Annotated in this window: 10 protein-coding genes; 6 read left to right on the top strand and 4 right to left on the bottom strand. The window is 32.0% G+C overall.

All coding sequences use genetic code 11. The features are described from left to right. On the top strand, positions 1-1,305 hold a 1,305-nt coding region (locus tag ACRBBL_RS18015), incomplete at its 5' end, for a T9SS type B sorting domain-containing protein (RefSeq protein ID WP_431370473.1). Between the two features lie 84 nt (positions 1,306-1,389). On the opposite strand, the gene ACRBBL_RS18010 is transcribed toward ACRBBL_RS18015, so the two are convergent. From ACRBBL_RS18010 to ACRBBL_RS18000, 3 genes are all read right to left on the bottom strand, one after another. Further along, the gene (locus tag ACRBBL_RS18010; protein WP_431370472.1) at positions 1,390-2,100 is read right to left on the bottom strand and encodes a DUF6624 domain-containing protein; all 711 of its coding nucleotides are present in this window, start codon (positions 2,098-2,100) and stop codon (positions 1,390-1,392) included. Between the two features lie 14 nt (positions 2,101-2,114). Beyond that, positions 2,115-3,233: a type 1 glutamine amidotransferase domain-containing protein gene (locus ACRBBL_RS18005; RefSeq protein ID WP_431370471.1), complete on the bottom strand. Its 1,119-nt coding sequence runs from the start codon at positions 3,231-3,233 to the stop codon at positions 2,115-2,117. 258 nt (positions 3,234-3,491) lie between these two features. Then, positions 3,492-4,853 carry an MATE family efflux transporter gene (locus ACRBBL_RS18000; protein WP_431370470.1) on the bottom strand — a complete coding sequence of 454 codons (1,362 nt, stop codon included), beginning with the start codon at positions 4,851-4,853 and terminating at the stop codon, positions 3,492-3,494. Between the two features lie 259 nt (positions 4,854-5,112). On the opposite strand from ACRBBL_RS18000, the gene ACRBBL_RS17995 reads away from it, so the two are divergent. The 3 genes from ACRBBL_RS17995 (at position 5,113) to ACRBBL_RS17985 (ending at position 9,519) form a co-directional block, all read left to right on the top strand. Continuing rightward, positions 5,113-5,538 (top strand): hypothetical protein, encoded by a 426-nt coding sequence (locus ACRBBL_RS17995; protein WP_431370469.1) that lies wholly within the window; start codon positions 5,113-5,115, stop codon positions 5,536-5,538. 332 nt (positions 5,539-5,870) lie between these two features. Further along, entirely contained in the window at positions 5,871-8,870 is a 3,000-nt protein-coding gene (locus tag ACRBBL_RS17990; protein WP_431370468.1) for a sensor histidine kinase, read from the top strand. A 1-nt stretch (position 8,871) separates the two neighbouring features. Next, positions 8,872-9,519, top strand: a complete 648-nt coding sequence (locus ACRBBL_RS17985) for a response regulator (RefSeq protein ID WP_431370467.1) — start codon at positions 8,872-8,874, stop codon at positions 9,517-9,519. A 49-nt stretch (positions 9,520-9,568) separates the two neighbouring features. Here ACRBBL_RS17985 and ACRBBL_RS17980 read toward each other — a convergent pair whose 3' ends face one another. Then, positions 9,569-14,449, bottom strand: coding sequence for a BspA family leucine-rich repeat surface protein (locus ACRBBL_RS17980; protein ID WP_431370466.1), 4,881 nt, complete (start codon positions 14,447-14,449; stop codon positions 9,569-9,571). A gap of 594 nt (positions 14,450-15,043) precedes the next feature. Between ACRBBL_RS17980 and ACRBBL_RS17975 the strand changes: the two genes are divergently transcribed. Together ACRBBL_RS17975 and ACRBBL_RS17970 are read left to right on the top strand one after the other, a co-directional pair. After that, positions 15,044-17,182: a penicillin acylase family protein gene (locus ACRBBL_RS17975; RefSeq protein WP_431370465.1), complete on the top strand. Its 2,139-nt coding sequence runs from the start codon at positions 15,044-15,046 to the stop codon at positions 17,180-17,182. Positions 17,183-17,457: 275 nt separating this feature from the next. Continuing rightward, positions 17,458-17,861 (top strand): hypothetical protein (locus ACRBBL_RS17970; protein ID WP_431370464.1); only part of this gene is annotated, 404 nt, incomplete at its 3' end.

Genomic DNA, 17,861 nt, shown 5'->3' with positions numbered 1-17,861 from the left:
ACATGGAGTCCAGCCTTAACAAGTGGAACAGGAATATTTGATCCTGCAACAGACAATTCAGGAACATACACATATACAATAAATAATGGACCTTGTGGAATTTATTCAGCAGCAGTTGATGTTACAATATGGCAAACACCTAATGCTGGAGTAGGAGGAGATTTGACTTTGTGTACATCGGACAATCCTATAAGTCTTTTTGATCAACTATCAGGAACTCCAGATCTTTTAGGAACTTGGTCACCTCAATTAGCATCGGGAGGTAATATTTTTAATCCTCTTTTAGATGGATCGGGAACGTATGTGTATACAGTTTCTAATGCTAATTGCGGCGCAAGTTCGGCTACGATGAATGTAATCGTTAATACGACTTCCAACGCAGGTATTGGCGCTAATATCACGATATGTGAAGACGCTGCTTTATTCGATTTAAATTCTATTCTAATAGGAGAAGATGCTGGAGGAGTTTGGTCACCAAGTTTAGCGAGTGGAACTTCAATATTCAATCCTCAAATTGATCCGCAAGGCGTTTATACCTATAGTTTGATAAATGCTAATTGTGGTGATGTATCTTCTGAAGTAGAAGTGGTTATAGAAAACCTATCAAATGCAGGCGTAGATACAACGCTAGAAATATGCGCTAATGAAACTCCTTTTAGTTTGGTAGATCGTCTAAATGGAAATCCTGATACTAACGGTTATTGGACACCTTCTTTAGCAAGCGGGAATAATACATTTGATCCTTTAGTGGATCAAGCTGGACAATATACGTATACAGTTCCGAATGCTATTTGTGGAGACGAAACAGCAATAGTTGATATCTCTATTATTCCTGGAATTCCTATTGTAGACTATAGTATCAATATTATCGAACTAAGTGAAAATAATACTATTGAAATCATCATAACCACAGGATTAACATACGAGTATTCTTTAAATGGAACAACGTTTCAAGACAGTCCTTTATTTACAAATTTACAAGGCGGCATGTATACGGTTTATGTTAGAGAAATAAACGGTTGCGGAATTTTAGAAGCTGAGGTTTGTATTATTGACTATATGAAATTTTTTACGCCTAATAGTGATGGTTATAATGACTCTTGGCAATTGCGAGGAATAAAAGAGCAGGAGTATAGTGTTGTCATTTTTGATAGATATGGAAAAACCATTGCAGCCTTGCACAAAAACAACCCTGCTTGGGATGGACTCTACCGTGGACGCAAATTACCATCATCTGATTATTGGTTTTTAATAGAGCTTAAAAATGGTATACGAAAAATGGGACACTTTTCATTAATTCGATAATAAAATACACTTATAACATAAAAAAACCAACAGCGATGTTGGTTTTTTGTTTTAAATAGAAATTTAAAGAAATATCAATATGTCTTAGTTTTTAACTTGTTTTCGTTTCTTTTCAAATTCGATACTTCGTTTTATTTGTTCTTCCAGATTCCATTCAAAATTGAATCTATTTTTTAAAAATATAGCGATAGGTTCTAATCCAATTTTCGCTCTTCTTTTATCAATATTTGCAGGATCAAAAACTGGCCAAACATTAAAACTTTTCGTTTCAGGATAATATTTCATTTGTCCGCCGTAGATCTGTAATTCTCCTTTATCAGTTGCAATTCTATCTTCAGCCCGAACTAGATATCTTGCTTCTAATTTTTTGTCTAACACAGCTTGCTTCATTAAAGGAATATAGTGCTCTCTAGTTTTTTGATCGGCATGCTGCAATACATTGCAAATAGTTCTATTGCCTCTTTCTCCTATAAGAGTCGGTTCTGGCCAACCATACTTATTCAAGATTTTTTTAACCTTTTTGATATTAACCGCATGATTCTTTCTGTATATTTTTTGATACACATCTGCTTCTTTAGATTCTGCTCCATAAATGTTTATCAAAGAATCTCTTAAGCGAATAGGAGTTTGTTCTGTTTGCCAGATAGTATCTAACGTAGCGATTAAATTTTCTTTAACATCAACAGGAGTTGAGGTATTTTGTGCGTTACTTTTATTAGCACACGTTATTACTAAGAGTACTAATGAAATCGTTTTAATTCTATTTAAAATCAAACTATAAAAATGAAGCATCATGAGTATATATGTTATTATTCTACTTCTTTAAGTAGTTTTTCTGCTTTTTCTTTTACTAAATCTTTAGCTATCAAATCATTTAATATATGTCTAGCCTTTTCTTTTTTGTCTAAAGTTACATATGTTCTAGCAGCTACTAACTGTAAATTTTCATTAAAAAAGTACGGAGAAGACAATTCAACTAATTCAACACCTTTTTTTAATTGGTCTTTGTCTTTTTTTGCAGCTTGTATTTTGTAATATCCATAAATTGCAATTAACTGCATGTTATAACTTTCTTCATTTTCAGCTAGTTCTTTTTTTGCCCATTTGCTTGTTACTTTATTGTCTAATAAATCTTGTAATAAATAAGCGCTTTTTTCATCCTTGTATAACGTTCTTTTAGCAGGTTTTATTCCGAGTGCTTTTACAACTTCTTCGGCAGATCTTGTTGTAGAGTATGGATTTTGCCCAGTAATAAATTTCCCAGAAACAGAAACATTCGACAGCATAAAATCTGTTTGAGAAAAAATAGCTCCTCTAGATTTTAGTTTATCTTCTAATTTAAAAGGAAATTCTTTCACCCATTTTTTACCAAATAGCTCTTCTTCTATATTGCAAAAACTCGTTAATTCGACATCTTTTACAATATATTCATCATTATTTTTAATATTCACAAAGGACGCTGGTCCGTGGCAAACAGAAGAAATAACGGTTTCTTTTCTATTATAAAGATTCAGTACAATGTCTTGAAGAGAAGGATCAAAAGGCAAATCGAACATTGCACCTTTTCCGCCAACAATATAGATAGCATCGTATTTTTCAGGATCTATACTTGCTGTAGTTTTTGTGTTGTCTAATAAGCTTAGTACAGCTTTGTCGTTTAAAATTGCTTTGTTATATGTTTTGTCTTTGTTGAATTTATCTGCTTCAACTTTTCCTCCTTTTGGACTTGCAATATCTATGGAAAGATTATTGTTTTTGAAGATTAAGTAGGCTTGAGAAAACTCATCAAATTCATAACCAGGTCTTGTTGCTCCCATATCTTTTCCATAGCTACTTACGACCATTACTATTTTTTTTGAATTATTGTTTGATTGCGAAAAAAGGAGTATAGGTATAAGGAGAAGAATTGTTAATGCTATTTTTTTCATAATATATTTCTTTTTGATTGTTTGAATTAGAAAGACGATTGATAGCGCTAATTGCTACACGATTATGATTAATTTTTTCATGTTTTAATAAAAAGTGTGAACACCTTCTTAGTAGTATACGGAAGGCGTTTCAACTTTTAAAAAGACCTATGAACTTAAGCGTCAAATTTAATTGAATGTAGTTCTAGTATTATTTTTTATAGACAAACTAGAATAATCTCAGATTGGAAAACCGTTTGAAGTAGACTAAAAGAGTTGTTATTTACTTTCTATTAATTTAGGCTCGTTTAAATAGCGTTTCATCTCCTTTTTTAGAAATATATAGGTAACTAAAGTAGATAGTATATCGGCAATGGGGAAAGACATCCAGACACCATTTACGCAGAAATACAGTGGTAAAATAAATACCAAAGGAATTAAGAATACTCCTTGTTTTAATAGCGTTAAGAATAGTGCAGGAACAGCTTTTCCGGCTGCTTGAAAATACGCAGAACCTATTAATTGTGTCGTAATTACTGGCGTTGCTAAGAAAGCAATCATAAGAGCGTTGGGCGTTAATTTTAGTAATTTTTCATCTTCTGTAAAAATTCCAACCATTTCTGTTGGGAACATCATAATTAAGATAAAAATTACTGTTGCAATTCCAGTTCCAAAAGCGATAGACGTATTTATGGTTTGTTTTACTCTACCAGTATTACTTGCTCCATAATTATAACCTGCAATTGGTAAAAATCCTTGAATTACTCCTAAAACAGGAAATAAGGCAAACATCATTACACGATTAATAATACCATAAATTGCTATTGAAACTTCTCCGCCATATTTAAATAAAGTATAATTTAAGATGATTATTAATAGGCTAATTGTTCCTTGTCGCGCAATAGTGACGCCTCCTAAAGCAATGATTTCTTTTAGAATGGGAAGATTAATTATGAAATGCTTTGGGATGATTTTTAATTCAGATTTTTTTGAAAGAAAGAACCATAATACAAACAATCCAGAAACGGAATAAGATATAGCTGTTGCTAAACCAGCACCATAGATGCCTAAATCCATATATTTAATAAAAAGAATATCTAAAAGTATATTTGTAATCGCTGGAAAAATTAGGGTAAGCATGGCGTAATTAGGCTTTCCAACTGCTCTTATTACCGAATTTCCCATCATTGCGAAAGTGAAAAAAGGAACTCCCCAAATAATCACATGAAAATATTCTTGTGCAGGGGCAACAATTCCTCCATTTGCTCCAAATAGTTGAAGTATTGGCAAGCAAAAGAAAGTTCCCATAAACACGAAAAGCAGCGACAAACCAACTGTTAAACTTATTTGATTTCCAAAGACTTGAAATGCTTTCGAATTATCTTTTGCGCCTAATGCTCTCGATATGATACAGCTTCCTCCAATTCCAATTCCCATACCGATAGAAGAAAGTAAAAATACGATTGGCAATACAACCGTAATTGCACCAATTGCCATAACGCCAATCCAACGACCAACAAAAATAGTATCTACAATCATATTTATAGACATGACTAAGATACCAATTGATGCAGGTATGGCTTGTTTTAAGATTAGCTTGCTTATCTTTTCTGTTCCTAATTCTTGAACTTGCTTATTCATTTTCTAGTTTAGATTTTTAAATATCAGAATAATTCCTTTGAAGAAAGAAAGCAGCGTGCTGTTTAGTTTTTAATTAACATCTAAGTCGTTTTTTTAGCATTTTTTTATGAGTTGAGAAGGATGATAGTTATCTATAAATGTCTTATGGTTGATGATGAAGAGTTAGCGAGAGAGCTAATTGAAACACACTTGTTTCAATTGGATAATATAAGTTGGTAAAAAAAGAACTCCGTATGTTTACGTTCATAAATAGTGAAGCATGAGAAAAGTAAAATTTGGTTTGTGTATATTAGCGTGTATCATTTGTTTATTCACATGGTCTTGTTTAAGTCAAAAGAAAGTAATTATGACAACTAATAAAACAAAAGATATATCGTCTAGCGAAGGAAAATATATAATATCAAGTCCTGTAGTTATTAAAAGTTTCGTTAAAAAAAATGGAGAGAAGACATCGCATAAAGAAATGTATCTCCGACGTTCTATTCAAGATTATTATATAAAATTCTGTGAGAGTAAAATTAGTAGTGAAGATTTAGAAAATCACCTCTCTACTATAGATAAAGAAATTAAAACCGCCACGCTTGAAGTAGAGTTTCTTGATGGATATTGGGATATTTGTGATGATGATTTTGAACAACAGAGTAGAATGGGAGCTTATGTAATTATTCACAGAATAATTGAATAGATACCATCAAATTCATAAATCTACGATTGCTAATTACAAAATACTGATTGTTTATTATTTGTATTTTGTTAACGATTAAATAATAACTATTTGAAAGATATATGCTTAAGTTTTTCATTCTAAGATTTAAAAAGCGTTACTTGTATCGTTATCAATTTGTATTAAACATTAGTTTTTAATATTTTTCATTAAGTATTTATACTAAGTTAAACTTGTAATTCCCCAAATTATGTTACAAAAATCGCCCCAGTTTTTTATTCTTAAGTTCAGTAATGATAAAAGTCCAGTCTACAGACATACTCAATTTAAAATAGTAACTCAATTTAGTCATAATGAGTAAAAGTCTTTTATACTTTTTTTTATTATTCTCTGTTTTTTCCTTTTCTCAATCAAGTAGATTACATAAAAAAACCTACACCAAAAATGATGGTCTGAAATTAGACTTCATTGCTACAATGTGTTTAGATAATGACGGCTTTTTATGGTTAGGCGGCGTTAATTATAATGTACGAACTATTGTTGTAAATAAGGAGAAATTAACATTACAACGTTTTGATGGAAATACGTTTCATAACATTCCGTTGCCCGTTTTAGAGCAACCAATAACCAAGATAGCACATATTAATAAACGTACTGATGGTAAATTTTATATAAAAGCAGTAACATCTTTTGAACATATTCTATTTTTATTTGATCCTGTAACAACAAAGTTTACAAGAATAGACACAAATGGTGAATTTTCGGGTCCCACGCGACTCTCAGAGGTTTTTAGATACAATTATAAAGACTATATCTTGTCACAAAAAAAACAAGAAATAACAGTAAATATAATTCTTAAGGATCTTAGCCTAAAGCCTGTATTTACTTTTACGAATACTGAGAATGAGTTTTTAATAGACTCTTCTACGCAATTTATTTACTTTAAAGACTTTTGTATCATTGGAGATGATAGCTTTCCTATTATGATGTTCGATTGGAAAGGGAATTTATTAAAAACAATTGGTTCAGATTCTTTTAAAACTGAAAATGAATCCAAATACTGGATCACAAACTTATTTAAGGTTAATAATACGTTCTATTGCTTTATAAATGATAGTTCTCAGTTGCATTATATAAATGAAAACACTAAAGAGATTTTACCTTGTGAAACTGCAAACAAAACATTACATAAAAAATTTATTGAAACATATACTGATGACGTAAATAACCACCTTATCATATCTTCCATTGATAACAAACTACGTTTTGATACTTTAGGTGAAACAGGTTTGAAAACCATGTATGAGGAAACCGAATACAGTACAGTGAAAGGATTTGTGGCGACATCTAAAAATAGTAAAGAAGATGTATGGGTGATTTATAACAACGAATTGCACTATTATAGATTTCCAAAAAAACAAATAAAAAACTATCTTAATGATCATAGTATTCGAGCTCTAAGTCAATTAGATGCTGACAACTACCTAGTAGCAACGGAAGAATCTGGATGGTTTGCATTGAATACTTCTGAAAATACAATTAAGCATGTCGAACTAAAAAACAAAGACAAAGCCTTTATGCCTGTTTCTTCGAGAAATATGTTTAAAGAAAATAATCGTATATGGAGTAATAGTGGAGCTTCTATTTTAAGCGTAGACACTCATACATTTGAGACAGAAACGTATAATCACACACCTGCCAATTGTTTAGCGCGTCCTAATGATAGTACTATTGTGTATGGTACAACCAATTACATGCTTATGCAGTTTAACACCAAAACGAAAACGCATACACCTTTACTTAAAACGGATTCTTTAGATATTATTGATATTGAAATATTAAAAAACAGCAATTTAATTATTGCTGGAACCAACAAAGGCTTAGTAACGTATAATTTAAAAAGTAAAGAGCATAATTTTTATAATAAAAAATCTCAATTAGATGATTCCTATATTTTAATGTGCGATTATCATAAAGATTATGGGTATTTAGTAGGAACAAGAAGTGGAAAAATAATTGTATTTGATGAAAAAAATAAAAGCTTCACAACCGTATATGAAGATGACTTAAATGCAGGAATTGCAAGCATTCTTTTTAATAATGATATCTGGTGGATTAACACGTTTAATGGAGTTGTAGCTTTTAATCCAAAAGATAAAACCACAACACGATTTTCAGAAAATGAAGGTTTAAGTAATAATGAGGCCAATAGATATAGCGCACTAAAAACAACGGATAATGCTTTTTTAGTTGGGACGCTTGAAGGACTTAATTATTTTAGACCAGAAGATGTAACTGTAAAAAAAGATTCGGCAGAGTTGATACTGCTCAAGGTTAATAAATATGATAAAAACTTAAAAAAATACGCAACCAATTTTAATCGTCTAGATTTAGCGTCTAACAAACCTATTGTGTTACCATCAGAGAACAGAGCTTTAGAGCTTGTTTTCGCCTTAAAGAAGGCAAATAAAATTACGGAAAACTATTATTACAGATATCGTTTAAATAAGAAAGAGTGGATCGATTTAAAGCATCAAAATTTAATACATATTCCAAATCTAGCAGCCGGAAGTCATAATTTGGAAATTGAAGTCTTAAATTTTTCAAGAAAAAAAATCGCAAACACATTACAGCTAACTATTGTGAGTAAAGAGTTCTTTTACAAAACTTGGTGGTTTATTTCGTTAATTTCTTTTATCATCATTTCAATTTTATTATGGTTTTTAAAACAGGCTCAGATTAAAAGAAATCTTCAAGAAAACTTTTCACAAGGATTAATTCAATCTCAAGAAAATGAACGTAGTAGAATAGCAATAGAACTTCACGATAGCATTAGTCAGCAACTTACGTTGATTAAAAGAAAAGCTCAAAATATAGAGCAAGAAGAAATAACAACACTTACTCATAATACTCTTGAAGAAGTGCGTGCGCTATCTCGTGGTTTATATCCGCCTTTGCTAAAACAACTTGGATTAACTGAAAGTATTGATCAATTAATTTTAGATATTGACAAACAAACCAATCTATTCGTTTCTGCGGAGATTCATAATATTGACAACTATTTTAATGAAGCACAAGCGCTCAATTGTTATCGTTTTATACAAGAATGCATTACTAATGTTTTAAAACATGCAGAAGCTAAGGCATTGTATGTAAACATTATAAAAAATCGCAGTTTTATTAAAATAACAATTGAAGATAACGGAAAAGGATTCGATCTTACCAATGCAAAAATTAAAAATAGTTTAGGCCTTAAAACAATTTATGAACGTATTCGGATATTAAAAGGCGAATTAAACATAGATAGTAAATTAAAAAAAGGAACCAAGATTACAGCTCAAATACCATTATAAAATGCCCAAAGAAATTAAAATTATCATAGCAGACGATCATCCTTTATTATTAAAAGGGTTAACCGAAGAATTGGTATCCAATGACTATAATGTTATTGATACTGCTACAAATGGTAAAGACGCAGCAAAACTTATTTTAAAGCACAAACCAGCTATTGCTATTTTAGATATACAAATGCCAATACTTAATGGTTTTCAGGTGATAAAGAAATGTAGAGACGCACACTTAAAAACCAAATTTATATTGTTAACCTCTCATAAAGAGAAACGCTATGTTATTAAAGCTAAAACATTAAATATTTCTGGTTATTTACTAAAAGATGAGCCTTTTAGCCAAATAGAAAAATGTATAGAAGCCTTGTGTAATGGCGAGACTTATTTTAGTAAAACATTTGATGCTGTTTATGAAAATCAAATCTCACCAGAGCTAGAAAAATTTCATAAATTATCACCTTCAGAGCATACAATAATACGATTGATTGCTAAAAAATATACGACAAAAGACATTGCTGAATCTCTTTTTATTTCTGTAAGAACGGTACAAAAACACAGAACAAATATCATCACGAAATTAGAGTTGAAAACAAGCGTAGATGCTATTTTTAATTGGACAACAGCGTATAGAGAACTTCTATTTATAGAAGAATAACTGTAACTTACAATTGTATTAATAGCATCTTACAAAAATTAGATTGCAATTAGTTTTCGGGTAATTGTTCTAGTATCCTAAACGTACTGAAATTTAAAAAATTCCCAGGATGCGAAAGCGTATTTTGTAATATAAAAGGTGTGTCTGGTGATGATCCGCTATATTGAATGCTTCCATTCATATCCACATCATTTGTACTATATCCAGAAAATGAATAGGTGGGAAAGTTTAAAAAGTTCCCTGGACTATTTAATACCGTCGACAAAATATTTGGGACATCTGGTGTTGCGCCTGTATATTGTACATATGTATCTCCATTTGTGTTTCCAGACCAAAGCGCTAACTTATCAGGAGAACCTGCAATAACTGCTTGCGCATTTAAACCGAAAGTTAACGGATTATTAGTTGTACTATCTGTAAAGTCTACTATGACTCTAGCTGCATCGACTGTAATCGGATTTTGGGTCATAACGCCCAAATGGTTGCGATGTTTCACTAAAACAAAATAATCACCAATTGGAACATCTAGTTCTAAGTCTGAAATACCATCAATAGCAACAACATCGCCATCGCGTTGTAATAATGCTGATTGACTCGATATAGATAATAAGAAATTACTAGTATGACGAAATTCAATCAAAACCCAATCGACAATATCATTTTGTGTAAGCCCAACTCCTGAAGTACCGCCCGTATTAAAGACCGTTGCATTTGCTACAATACCATCTGCATATGGACTTGTTGTTGGTATTAATCCAGCGACGCGTAAATCGTCTCGCATTAACGTTTCTTCACCTGTATTGGGATTAAAAGTTGCGCCTTGCAAAAATACTTTGATCGCTATTTTTGGGCAATCACTACCTGCATCAGTAATTGTCCAACCATACGTGTCTATTAAATTGGTTCTCGCAGTTTCTCCCGCACAGTATTTACTTGCGCCACCACTAAAGTTAATATTTGTTGGTATTTGTGTTTCTGTAGCACTTAAAGTATTCCAACCTATTAAGGTATTATCATAATTTGATAAAGATAAGTTTGCACTTGTAAACATAGAAGTCATGCTTTGCATACTACTAATATCCCAACCTTCTAAGTTTTGATCAAAATCTGTAGCACCTCGAAACATCTGATTCATAGATTCTACCTTACTCACGTTCCAATTTCCTATGTCTTTATTAAAATCTACAGCATTTCGAAACATCTGATTCATCTCAATTGCATTACTAACATTCCAAGTACTTATATCTTGATTAAATACAGTAGCTCCATAAAAGGCTTGACTAAAGTTTGTAACTGTACTTACATCCCAATTACTTATATCTTGATTCATAGATGAAGCATCACGAAAAACACGGAAAAAAGAAGTGACTTCCGAAAGGTTAGGAGTATCTGTTGCGTTGATGACCATGTTTGTACAGCCAAAGAAACTATCTTCCATACTTTTCCACACTTGGCTTCCCCATTGTTCTACAGAAAGTAATTTTTCTTTATCACCAGTATTTCCAAACCAAAAATATGGAAAGTTACCAGTTATCGTTACCGTATAATTTCCAGCAGTAGCATATTGATGTATGATACTGTTTGTTACATTACTACTATTTGTACCATCTCCCCAATTCACATTAAAATTATAAGGATCTACACCATTTGTTAGAATGCTAATACTATTAGCATTAGAAACACCAGGATTATCTGTTTTCCATGTAGTAATAAATGCTGAAGAGCAGTCTTTTCCTCCATCTGTAAAGGTCCAACTGTGTGTAGTATCTAAATTAGTTCGTGCGTCTTCTCCAATGCAAAAGTTACTTGCACCACCGTTAAATGTAATGTTTGTAGGTATTTGTGTTTCTGTAGCGCTTAAGGTGTTCCAACCTATTAAGGTATTATCATAATTTGATAAAGACAAGCTTACACCTATAAACATAGAATTCATATTTGATACACTACTGATATCCCAAGCTCCTAAATTTTGATCGAATGAAGAAGCACTTCTAAACATATTAGCCATATTTGAGACATTACTTACATTCCAATTACTTATATTTTGATTAAAGTTAGATGCACTCCTAAACATATACGACATGTTTTCAACGGCACTCACATTCCAACCACTTATATCTTTATTGAAATTTGTAGCACCATTAAACATGTATCCCATATTAGTAATGTTGCTTACATTCCAAGCACTTATATCTTGATTAAGAGATGAAGCTTTCCAAAACATACCAGCCAATGAAGTTACTCCTGAAAGGTCTGGACTATCATTAGCATTTACAACTAAATTGTTACAGCCATAAAAGGCTCTAAACATGCTTGTCCAATTGATTGATCCCCATTTTTCTACGGATAGAATTTTTTCCTTATCTCCAGAATTGTTAAAATATATTTGTGGAAAATCTCCTATGATCTTTACTGTATAGGTGCCAATACTAGCATACGTATGGGTAATACTTCCGGTAACATTATAATCTGTTTCACCATCTCCCCAATCTACATAGTAATTATAAACTCCAGAATTTGCCGTAGGTATTGTAATGCTATTGTTTCCGGAGTCTCCAGGATTATCTGTTTTCCATGTGGTAGTAAATCCATTAGAAAAATTACAATTTGCAATATTTATAGTAACATCTTCCATATCTATAGGACATGAGTTATTACCCCAACGTACCCATAAGTCTTTAAGCCCAGGAGATAAGTTTGATATTGTAAGTTCGTTGGCACTAAGTAATGTATTATAGGGATACGTGTTTCCTCCATCTATACTGAATTCAATATTAGATCTATTTGGATCTTGTACCCAAGTAAGCGTTACACTACCAGAGTTATTAATGCAATCAGAAGCTGTAGAACTAGACACGGAAGCTTGTGGGTTATTATATTCATTAACTGTTATATCTCCTATTTCGGCACTACAAGTATTGTCACCATATCTTGCGTAAACACTATACGTTCCAGGTGCTAGATTTGTAACAGTTCCAGACCCTACATCGTCATTATAACTATAATTGTAATTAGAACCACCATTGATACTAAATCGAATAACGCCACGATCTGGATTATTAGGAAATGTAAATGTAATTGTACCGTCACTATTTTCACAAGCTGTTTCTGCGGTAGCAGACAAGGTTGCTGTTGGACTAGCTTCTATAGTTAAAGTACTAGCGTTTGAAATTGCTGTTGCTGTACAGGAATTAGAAACAACGCATCTGTATCGATTCGTATCCATGTTTGCCTCAATAGCAAGAATATCAAGTTCCATTGTATTAGCATTACTATAAGATGTATTAGTATCTTGAATATTGGTCCAACCACTTCCATTGTTTACTTGCCATCGAAAAGTTGTTCCATAATTTGAAGTTATTGAAAAAGATGCTGATTCGCCTACACATTTAAAAACATCTGAAGAATGTGAGGCAACTTCTGGATCATTACAACAACCAGCATAAGGTGTCATTACGGGTTGGCTACAAACAGACGTTGTGGTGCTTTTATTCATTACGTAATTTGCACCATTTAAGGTTTCTGGAGTTAAAGTTGTAAGACTTACACCGGTTCCTAAGGCATAATACATAACATCATTTGGGTCTGCTACATGGCCCAATTGTTGTGCATGACCGAGTTCGTGTAACGCTACAGTTTCAAAACTATACTTGGTAGGATCTCCAGGATCTCCAAAACCATAATACCAATTTCTATCACTATTAACAACAACATCAATCTCCTTAACATACCACTCTATAGTACTTCCAGTATCACATCCAACATACCAACTTGCTGCAAAAGCTAAGCTACTAGCACTACCTCCGCCAGCTACAATTTGTGCTGTGTTCATATACATTACTGCGTTGGTGCCATCAGAGGCACGAACATTTACCGATGTAGATCCCGAGTTTTCAAAATTGACACCAGAACCACAATTCCATGTTGCTAAAGCCCTATTAAAAGATGCTTGTGCATTAGTAGCACTAAAGTTAGGCGCAAATTTAAATTGATAACCTCCATTAGCATCCTTAGCACGTAAACTTGTCTCATAACTAATTGGTGTATTAGAACTGAAATCAGATACTACGTTACTATGCGCCCAGTTTACTGTTAAAATTTGGTTACTGATACTTGTTATAATTTGGTTATTGGAGTTTTGGACTCTAACTTCCCCTGTACTTGCTCCAGAAATTACTTTTACTTGAATTTGACTACTGCTCCATGATATAATATCACTATCCAAGGCAGAAAGCCAAGTTGTTCCTCCTGTATTACTATCTCTAAATTGCACGATCCCTTGAGTGGAACCAAAACCACTTCCAATAATAGTAATCACCTCGCTAACTCCAGCATTTACAATTGTTGGAATATAGCTAGAAATAAAGTTTACCTGGACATTTTTATTATTTTGAAATAAATTCACTTTTTTTAAAACAGAGAAGTTTTTACCTACTTTAGATGCTAAGAGTGCATATAATTGTTTTTCTACTGAAGGATAGCGTTTAAAACCATCATTAGCTGAACCATCAAACAGGTCATACTTTATAAATCCTTGTGTACCTTCTACAGTGGTTAAAAAATTCCCGCTTTTGGTTAACGATACTGGCGAATCCTTCAAGATAAACAAGCCAACATCACCAATGTTAAGTTTTAAAGCATTGCTAATATCTAATCTAGTAAGACCTACAGTTCCTCCCATAGTAATGACATCTATAGTTGAATTATTAAGTAACGTACCTTTAAAATTTTTAAAAGGCTTTATGGTATTAACAGTGAAAATGTTTTGACGTTTAGCGTCCCAATAACCTTGTTGCGAAATAACTTCACCTTCAATTATAATTGATGCTTTATGAACTCTTTCTGTCAAGGAAATCTCTTTTACCATACATTGCGAAAATGCTATGTGACTTACCAGAACGGTTAGGATAATTAGTAGTATTTTTTTCATGGGATGCAATAATTAAAACGAAATAATAGGGGTTAAAATGTTTAAAATTATACCGCAAATTATAATAAGAAAACCAATATTACACTATGGATACTTCAATTTACGTAGGGTACGTATTGCTTGAAAAAGGATGTAACTATTTGATAATAAGTATTTTATTGTGTTTATTTTTTTTAAGGTAGACTTGCTATTTGCAAAGTCAGGCTATTTTAATACAGACTTTAAATAAGAAATAATACAGAGAGTATAATGATGGTTCTATCTGATATATATTGTAGATAAAAAATACTAGATAGTTCAGAAAAATAGTTAATAAAAATATTCAAAATTAATATTCGAAATAGGTTAGTGGTATCACTTTTTCTATTTAGATGTTATTTTCTAGTATGAGTTAGCAGCTATTCACACAAAATCCGAACACAACTGCTGAGGTATTAACTAAGAAGAAATTTCTTAATAGCTCTAAAGTTTATATAATAGAACTTTTCGTGAAGAGTTTGAAAGAAGTAAACACATTTTTTAATGAGTATTCATATCTTTTAAATGCTTCTTAAATTTTGTTCGAAAAGTTGTATTTTTAGTCAAAATGATACTATGAATATTCAAGGTAAAGAACAAATTACTATTGCTAGAAACTCACATGGAATCCCAAAAGTGATTGCTAAAAATGAATTAGATATCTATTTTGGAATGGGATATTGTCATGCGATGGATAGAGGATCACAAATGTTACTAATGCGGATTTTAGGACAAGGAACTGCCTCAGAACATCTGGCAAACGAACCTGAAATGCTTGAAATAGATCGTTTTTTTAGACAAATGAATTGGAACGGTAACTTAGAAAGCGAAATTGATAAATTTACCAAAGAAGAAAAAGAAAAATTAAACGCCTATTGTGACGGTGTCAAATTATCATTTTCTAAAAATTCTCCTTTGGCATTTAAGTATCTTTTAAAATATAAAAAGCTTGATTGGGAAATTGAAGATATACTATTATTAGGGAGAATGAGCGGATATTTAACCTTGGCACAATCGCAAGGAGAAATAGAAAGACTTTTTATAGAAATGGTGCAGAAGGGAACACCTAGAGAAATGCTAGAAGAACTGTTTCCAGATATTTTAGACAATTATGATGAAGATATAATTAAGAAAATAAAATTGAACGGTAAAATTGTCCCTGATGCAGTCAAGTGGAATGGTATTATAGCTCCTTTAATGGCGTCAAATAATTGGGTTGTTGCTGGTAAAAAAACTCAAAGCGGAATGCCTATTCTTTCAAATGATCCTCATTTGGAAATAAATCGAATTCCTACGGTATGGTATGAAATGCAATTTGAACTACATGATAAAGCGGCTTATACAGCAACAATGCCTGGTATAAGTGCTATGCTTATAGGTAGAACTAAAGATTTATCTTGGGGAGCAACCTATACTTTTATGGATGCTATGGATTCTTGGGTTGAGCATTGTAAAGATGGAAAATATTTGAAAGATAATGAATGGCATGATTTTAAAATTCGTAAAGAAATAATACATCGGAAAAACGATTCTGATATTGAGTTTATAGTTTATGAAAATGAACATGGGTTTTTGGAAGGTAATCCTTTTGAAGAAGGGTTCTACTTGGCAAATCGTTGGTCTGGAAGTTTAGGAGGTGCAGATTCAATAAAAAATGGCTTAAAGCTATGGAATGTAAAAAGTGTACAGGAAGGGATGGACGCTCTTGGAAAACTGGAAATGTCATTTAATTGGGTGCTAGCAGACCTTCAAGGAAATATTGGATATCAAATGTCAGGTTTATTACCAATACGAAAAAATGGAAACAATGGATTTGTACCATTAATTGGTTGGAAAAAAGAAAATGATTGGCAAGGGTTTTACCCGCATTCTGATTTACCCAGACGTTATAACCCAGAAGAAGGATACATTGCTACTGCTAATGAAAATTTAAGTAAATATGGTCAGGTGAATCCGCATACTATAACCATGGGAAATTACAGAGCAGATAGAATAAGTAAACTGCTAAAAGAGAAAGAGAAGATCACCATAAACTATATAAAAGATATGCATTATGATACCTATTCATTACAAGCAGAAAAGTTTATGCCTTTTATAAAGACATTGTTGCCAAAAACTGAAAACGGAGAGATTCTTCAAAATTGGAATTACTGCTATGAAACAGATTCAAAAGGAGCCTATCTATTTGAACACATTTATAGAACGCTTTATGCAGAAATATTTGGTGAAGCATTAGGAAAAGAAGTCAATGACTTTTTACAAAATGAAACAGGAGTCTATATTGATTTTTACGCCAACTTTGATGCTATTTTGTTAGCAGATCAATCAAAATGGTTTGGAGATAAAACCAAAACGGAAGTATATCGCAATGCAATAGAAAAAGCTTTACAAAAAACAGCCAAGTCTTGGGGAGACTTTAATCAATTCTATTTGACAGATATTCTACTAGGAGATAAGCTGCCTAAGTTTCTAGGGTTTAATAAAGGGCCTTATCCTTTACCAGGAGGAAGAGCAACAATACACCAAGGACAAGTTTATAAAAGCAATGGACGACAGACTTCTTTTGCGCCTTCCTTTCGAATGGTTACAGATATGTCTGATGAAATTATCTTTACCAATATAGCTGGTGGAGTTTCTGACAAGCGTTTTTCTAAATACTATACAAGTGATTTTAAGAATTGGCAATCTAAAATTTATAAAAAGATAAATTTATAGGACATCTATAGAAAGTTAGCTTCTTTGCAAAGAATTCTCTAAGATTGATTACACTATCAAAGCAGTTTGGTATAGATAAAATATTTGAAAGCAATTTGCACCTGTTTTGAGAAGTATTCTTATGTGTAGGAGTGTCTGAAAAAATTGTGTTTTTAGAAAAACAACAGGAACTCTCTATATATACTAAAAATCATTATTTGAGATGAATAAGTAACACTGGAAGAAAATGCTTATTTTTAAAAAAGAATTAAATTACAATTAATGAGGAATAGAATATGAAACTAGTATCGCAAGCAAAAAAACTTATAAAAGAATGCTTAGAAAGTCAAACTACCTATTTGGATTTAGGAAATTGTGGTATCACTAATTTAGGAGATATCCCTGAATTATTTGAATGCACACATATTGAAACACTGATTTTGTCGAATAAGTGGTATGATACTACTAAAAAGAAAATGGTATATAGTAAAAATCAAGGGCAACTTAACACGATTTCCTATATAACAAAAGACATTGTTACGTTAAAAAATTTACGGAATCTCAAAATAGGGGGCGAATACCACTTTTTTAATCTAATGTTTTTTCGGAATACTTTTCTCATACAAGATATACACCTCTTAAAAGACTTAAAGGGATTAACTTCATTAGACCTTAGCCATAATCAAATTTCGGATATTAG

The organism is Kordia sp., from assembly GCF_050633145.1.
In the GTDB taxonomy this organism is placed as follows: Bacteria; Bacteroidota; Bacteroidia; order Flavobacteriales; family Flavobacteriaceae; genus Kordia.
This window is presented reverse-complemented; position numbering and strand designations above follow the sequence as displayed.

Bases quoted from the DNA above. Each gene is read 5' to 3' on its own strand.
- ACRBBL_RS18010 (WP_431370472.1), bottom strand. From the start codon at position 2,100: ATGATGCTTCATTTTTATAGTTTGATTTTAAATAGAATTAAAACGATT.
- ACRBBL_RS18005 (WP_431370471.1), bottom strand. From the start codon at position 3,233: ATGAAAAAAATAGCATTAACAATTCTTCTCCTTATACCTATACTCCTT.
- ACRBBL_RS18000 (WP_431370470.1), bottom strand. From the start codon at position 4,853: ATGAATAAGCAAGTTCAAGAATTAGGAACAGAAAAGATAAGCAAGCTA.
- ACRBBL_RS17995 (WP_431370469.1), top strand. From the start codon at position 5,113: ATGAGAAAAGTAAAATTTGGTTTGTGTATATTAGCGTGTATCATTTGT.
- ACRBBL_RS17990 (WP_431370468.1), top strand. From the start codon at position 5,871: ATGAGTAAAAGTCTTTTATACTTTTTTTTATTATTCTCTGTTTTTTCC.
- ACRBBL_RS17985 (WP_431370467.1), top strand. From the start codon at position 8,872: ATGCCCAAAGAAATTAAAATTATCATAGCAGACGATCATCCTTTATTA.
- ACRBBL_RS17980 (WP_431370466.1), bottom strand. From the start codon at position 14,449: ATGAAAAAAATACTACTAATTATCCTAACCGTTCTGGTAAGTCACATA.
- ACRBBL_RS17975 (WP_431370465.1), top strand. From the start codon at position 15,044: ATGAATATTCAAGGTAAAGAACAAATTACTATTGCTAGAAACTCACAT.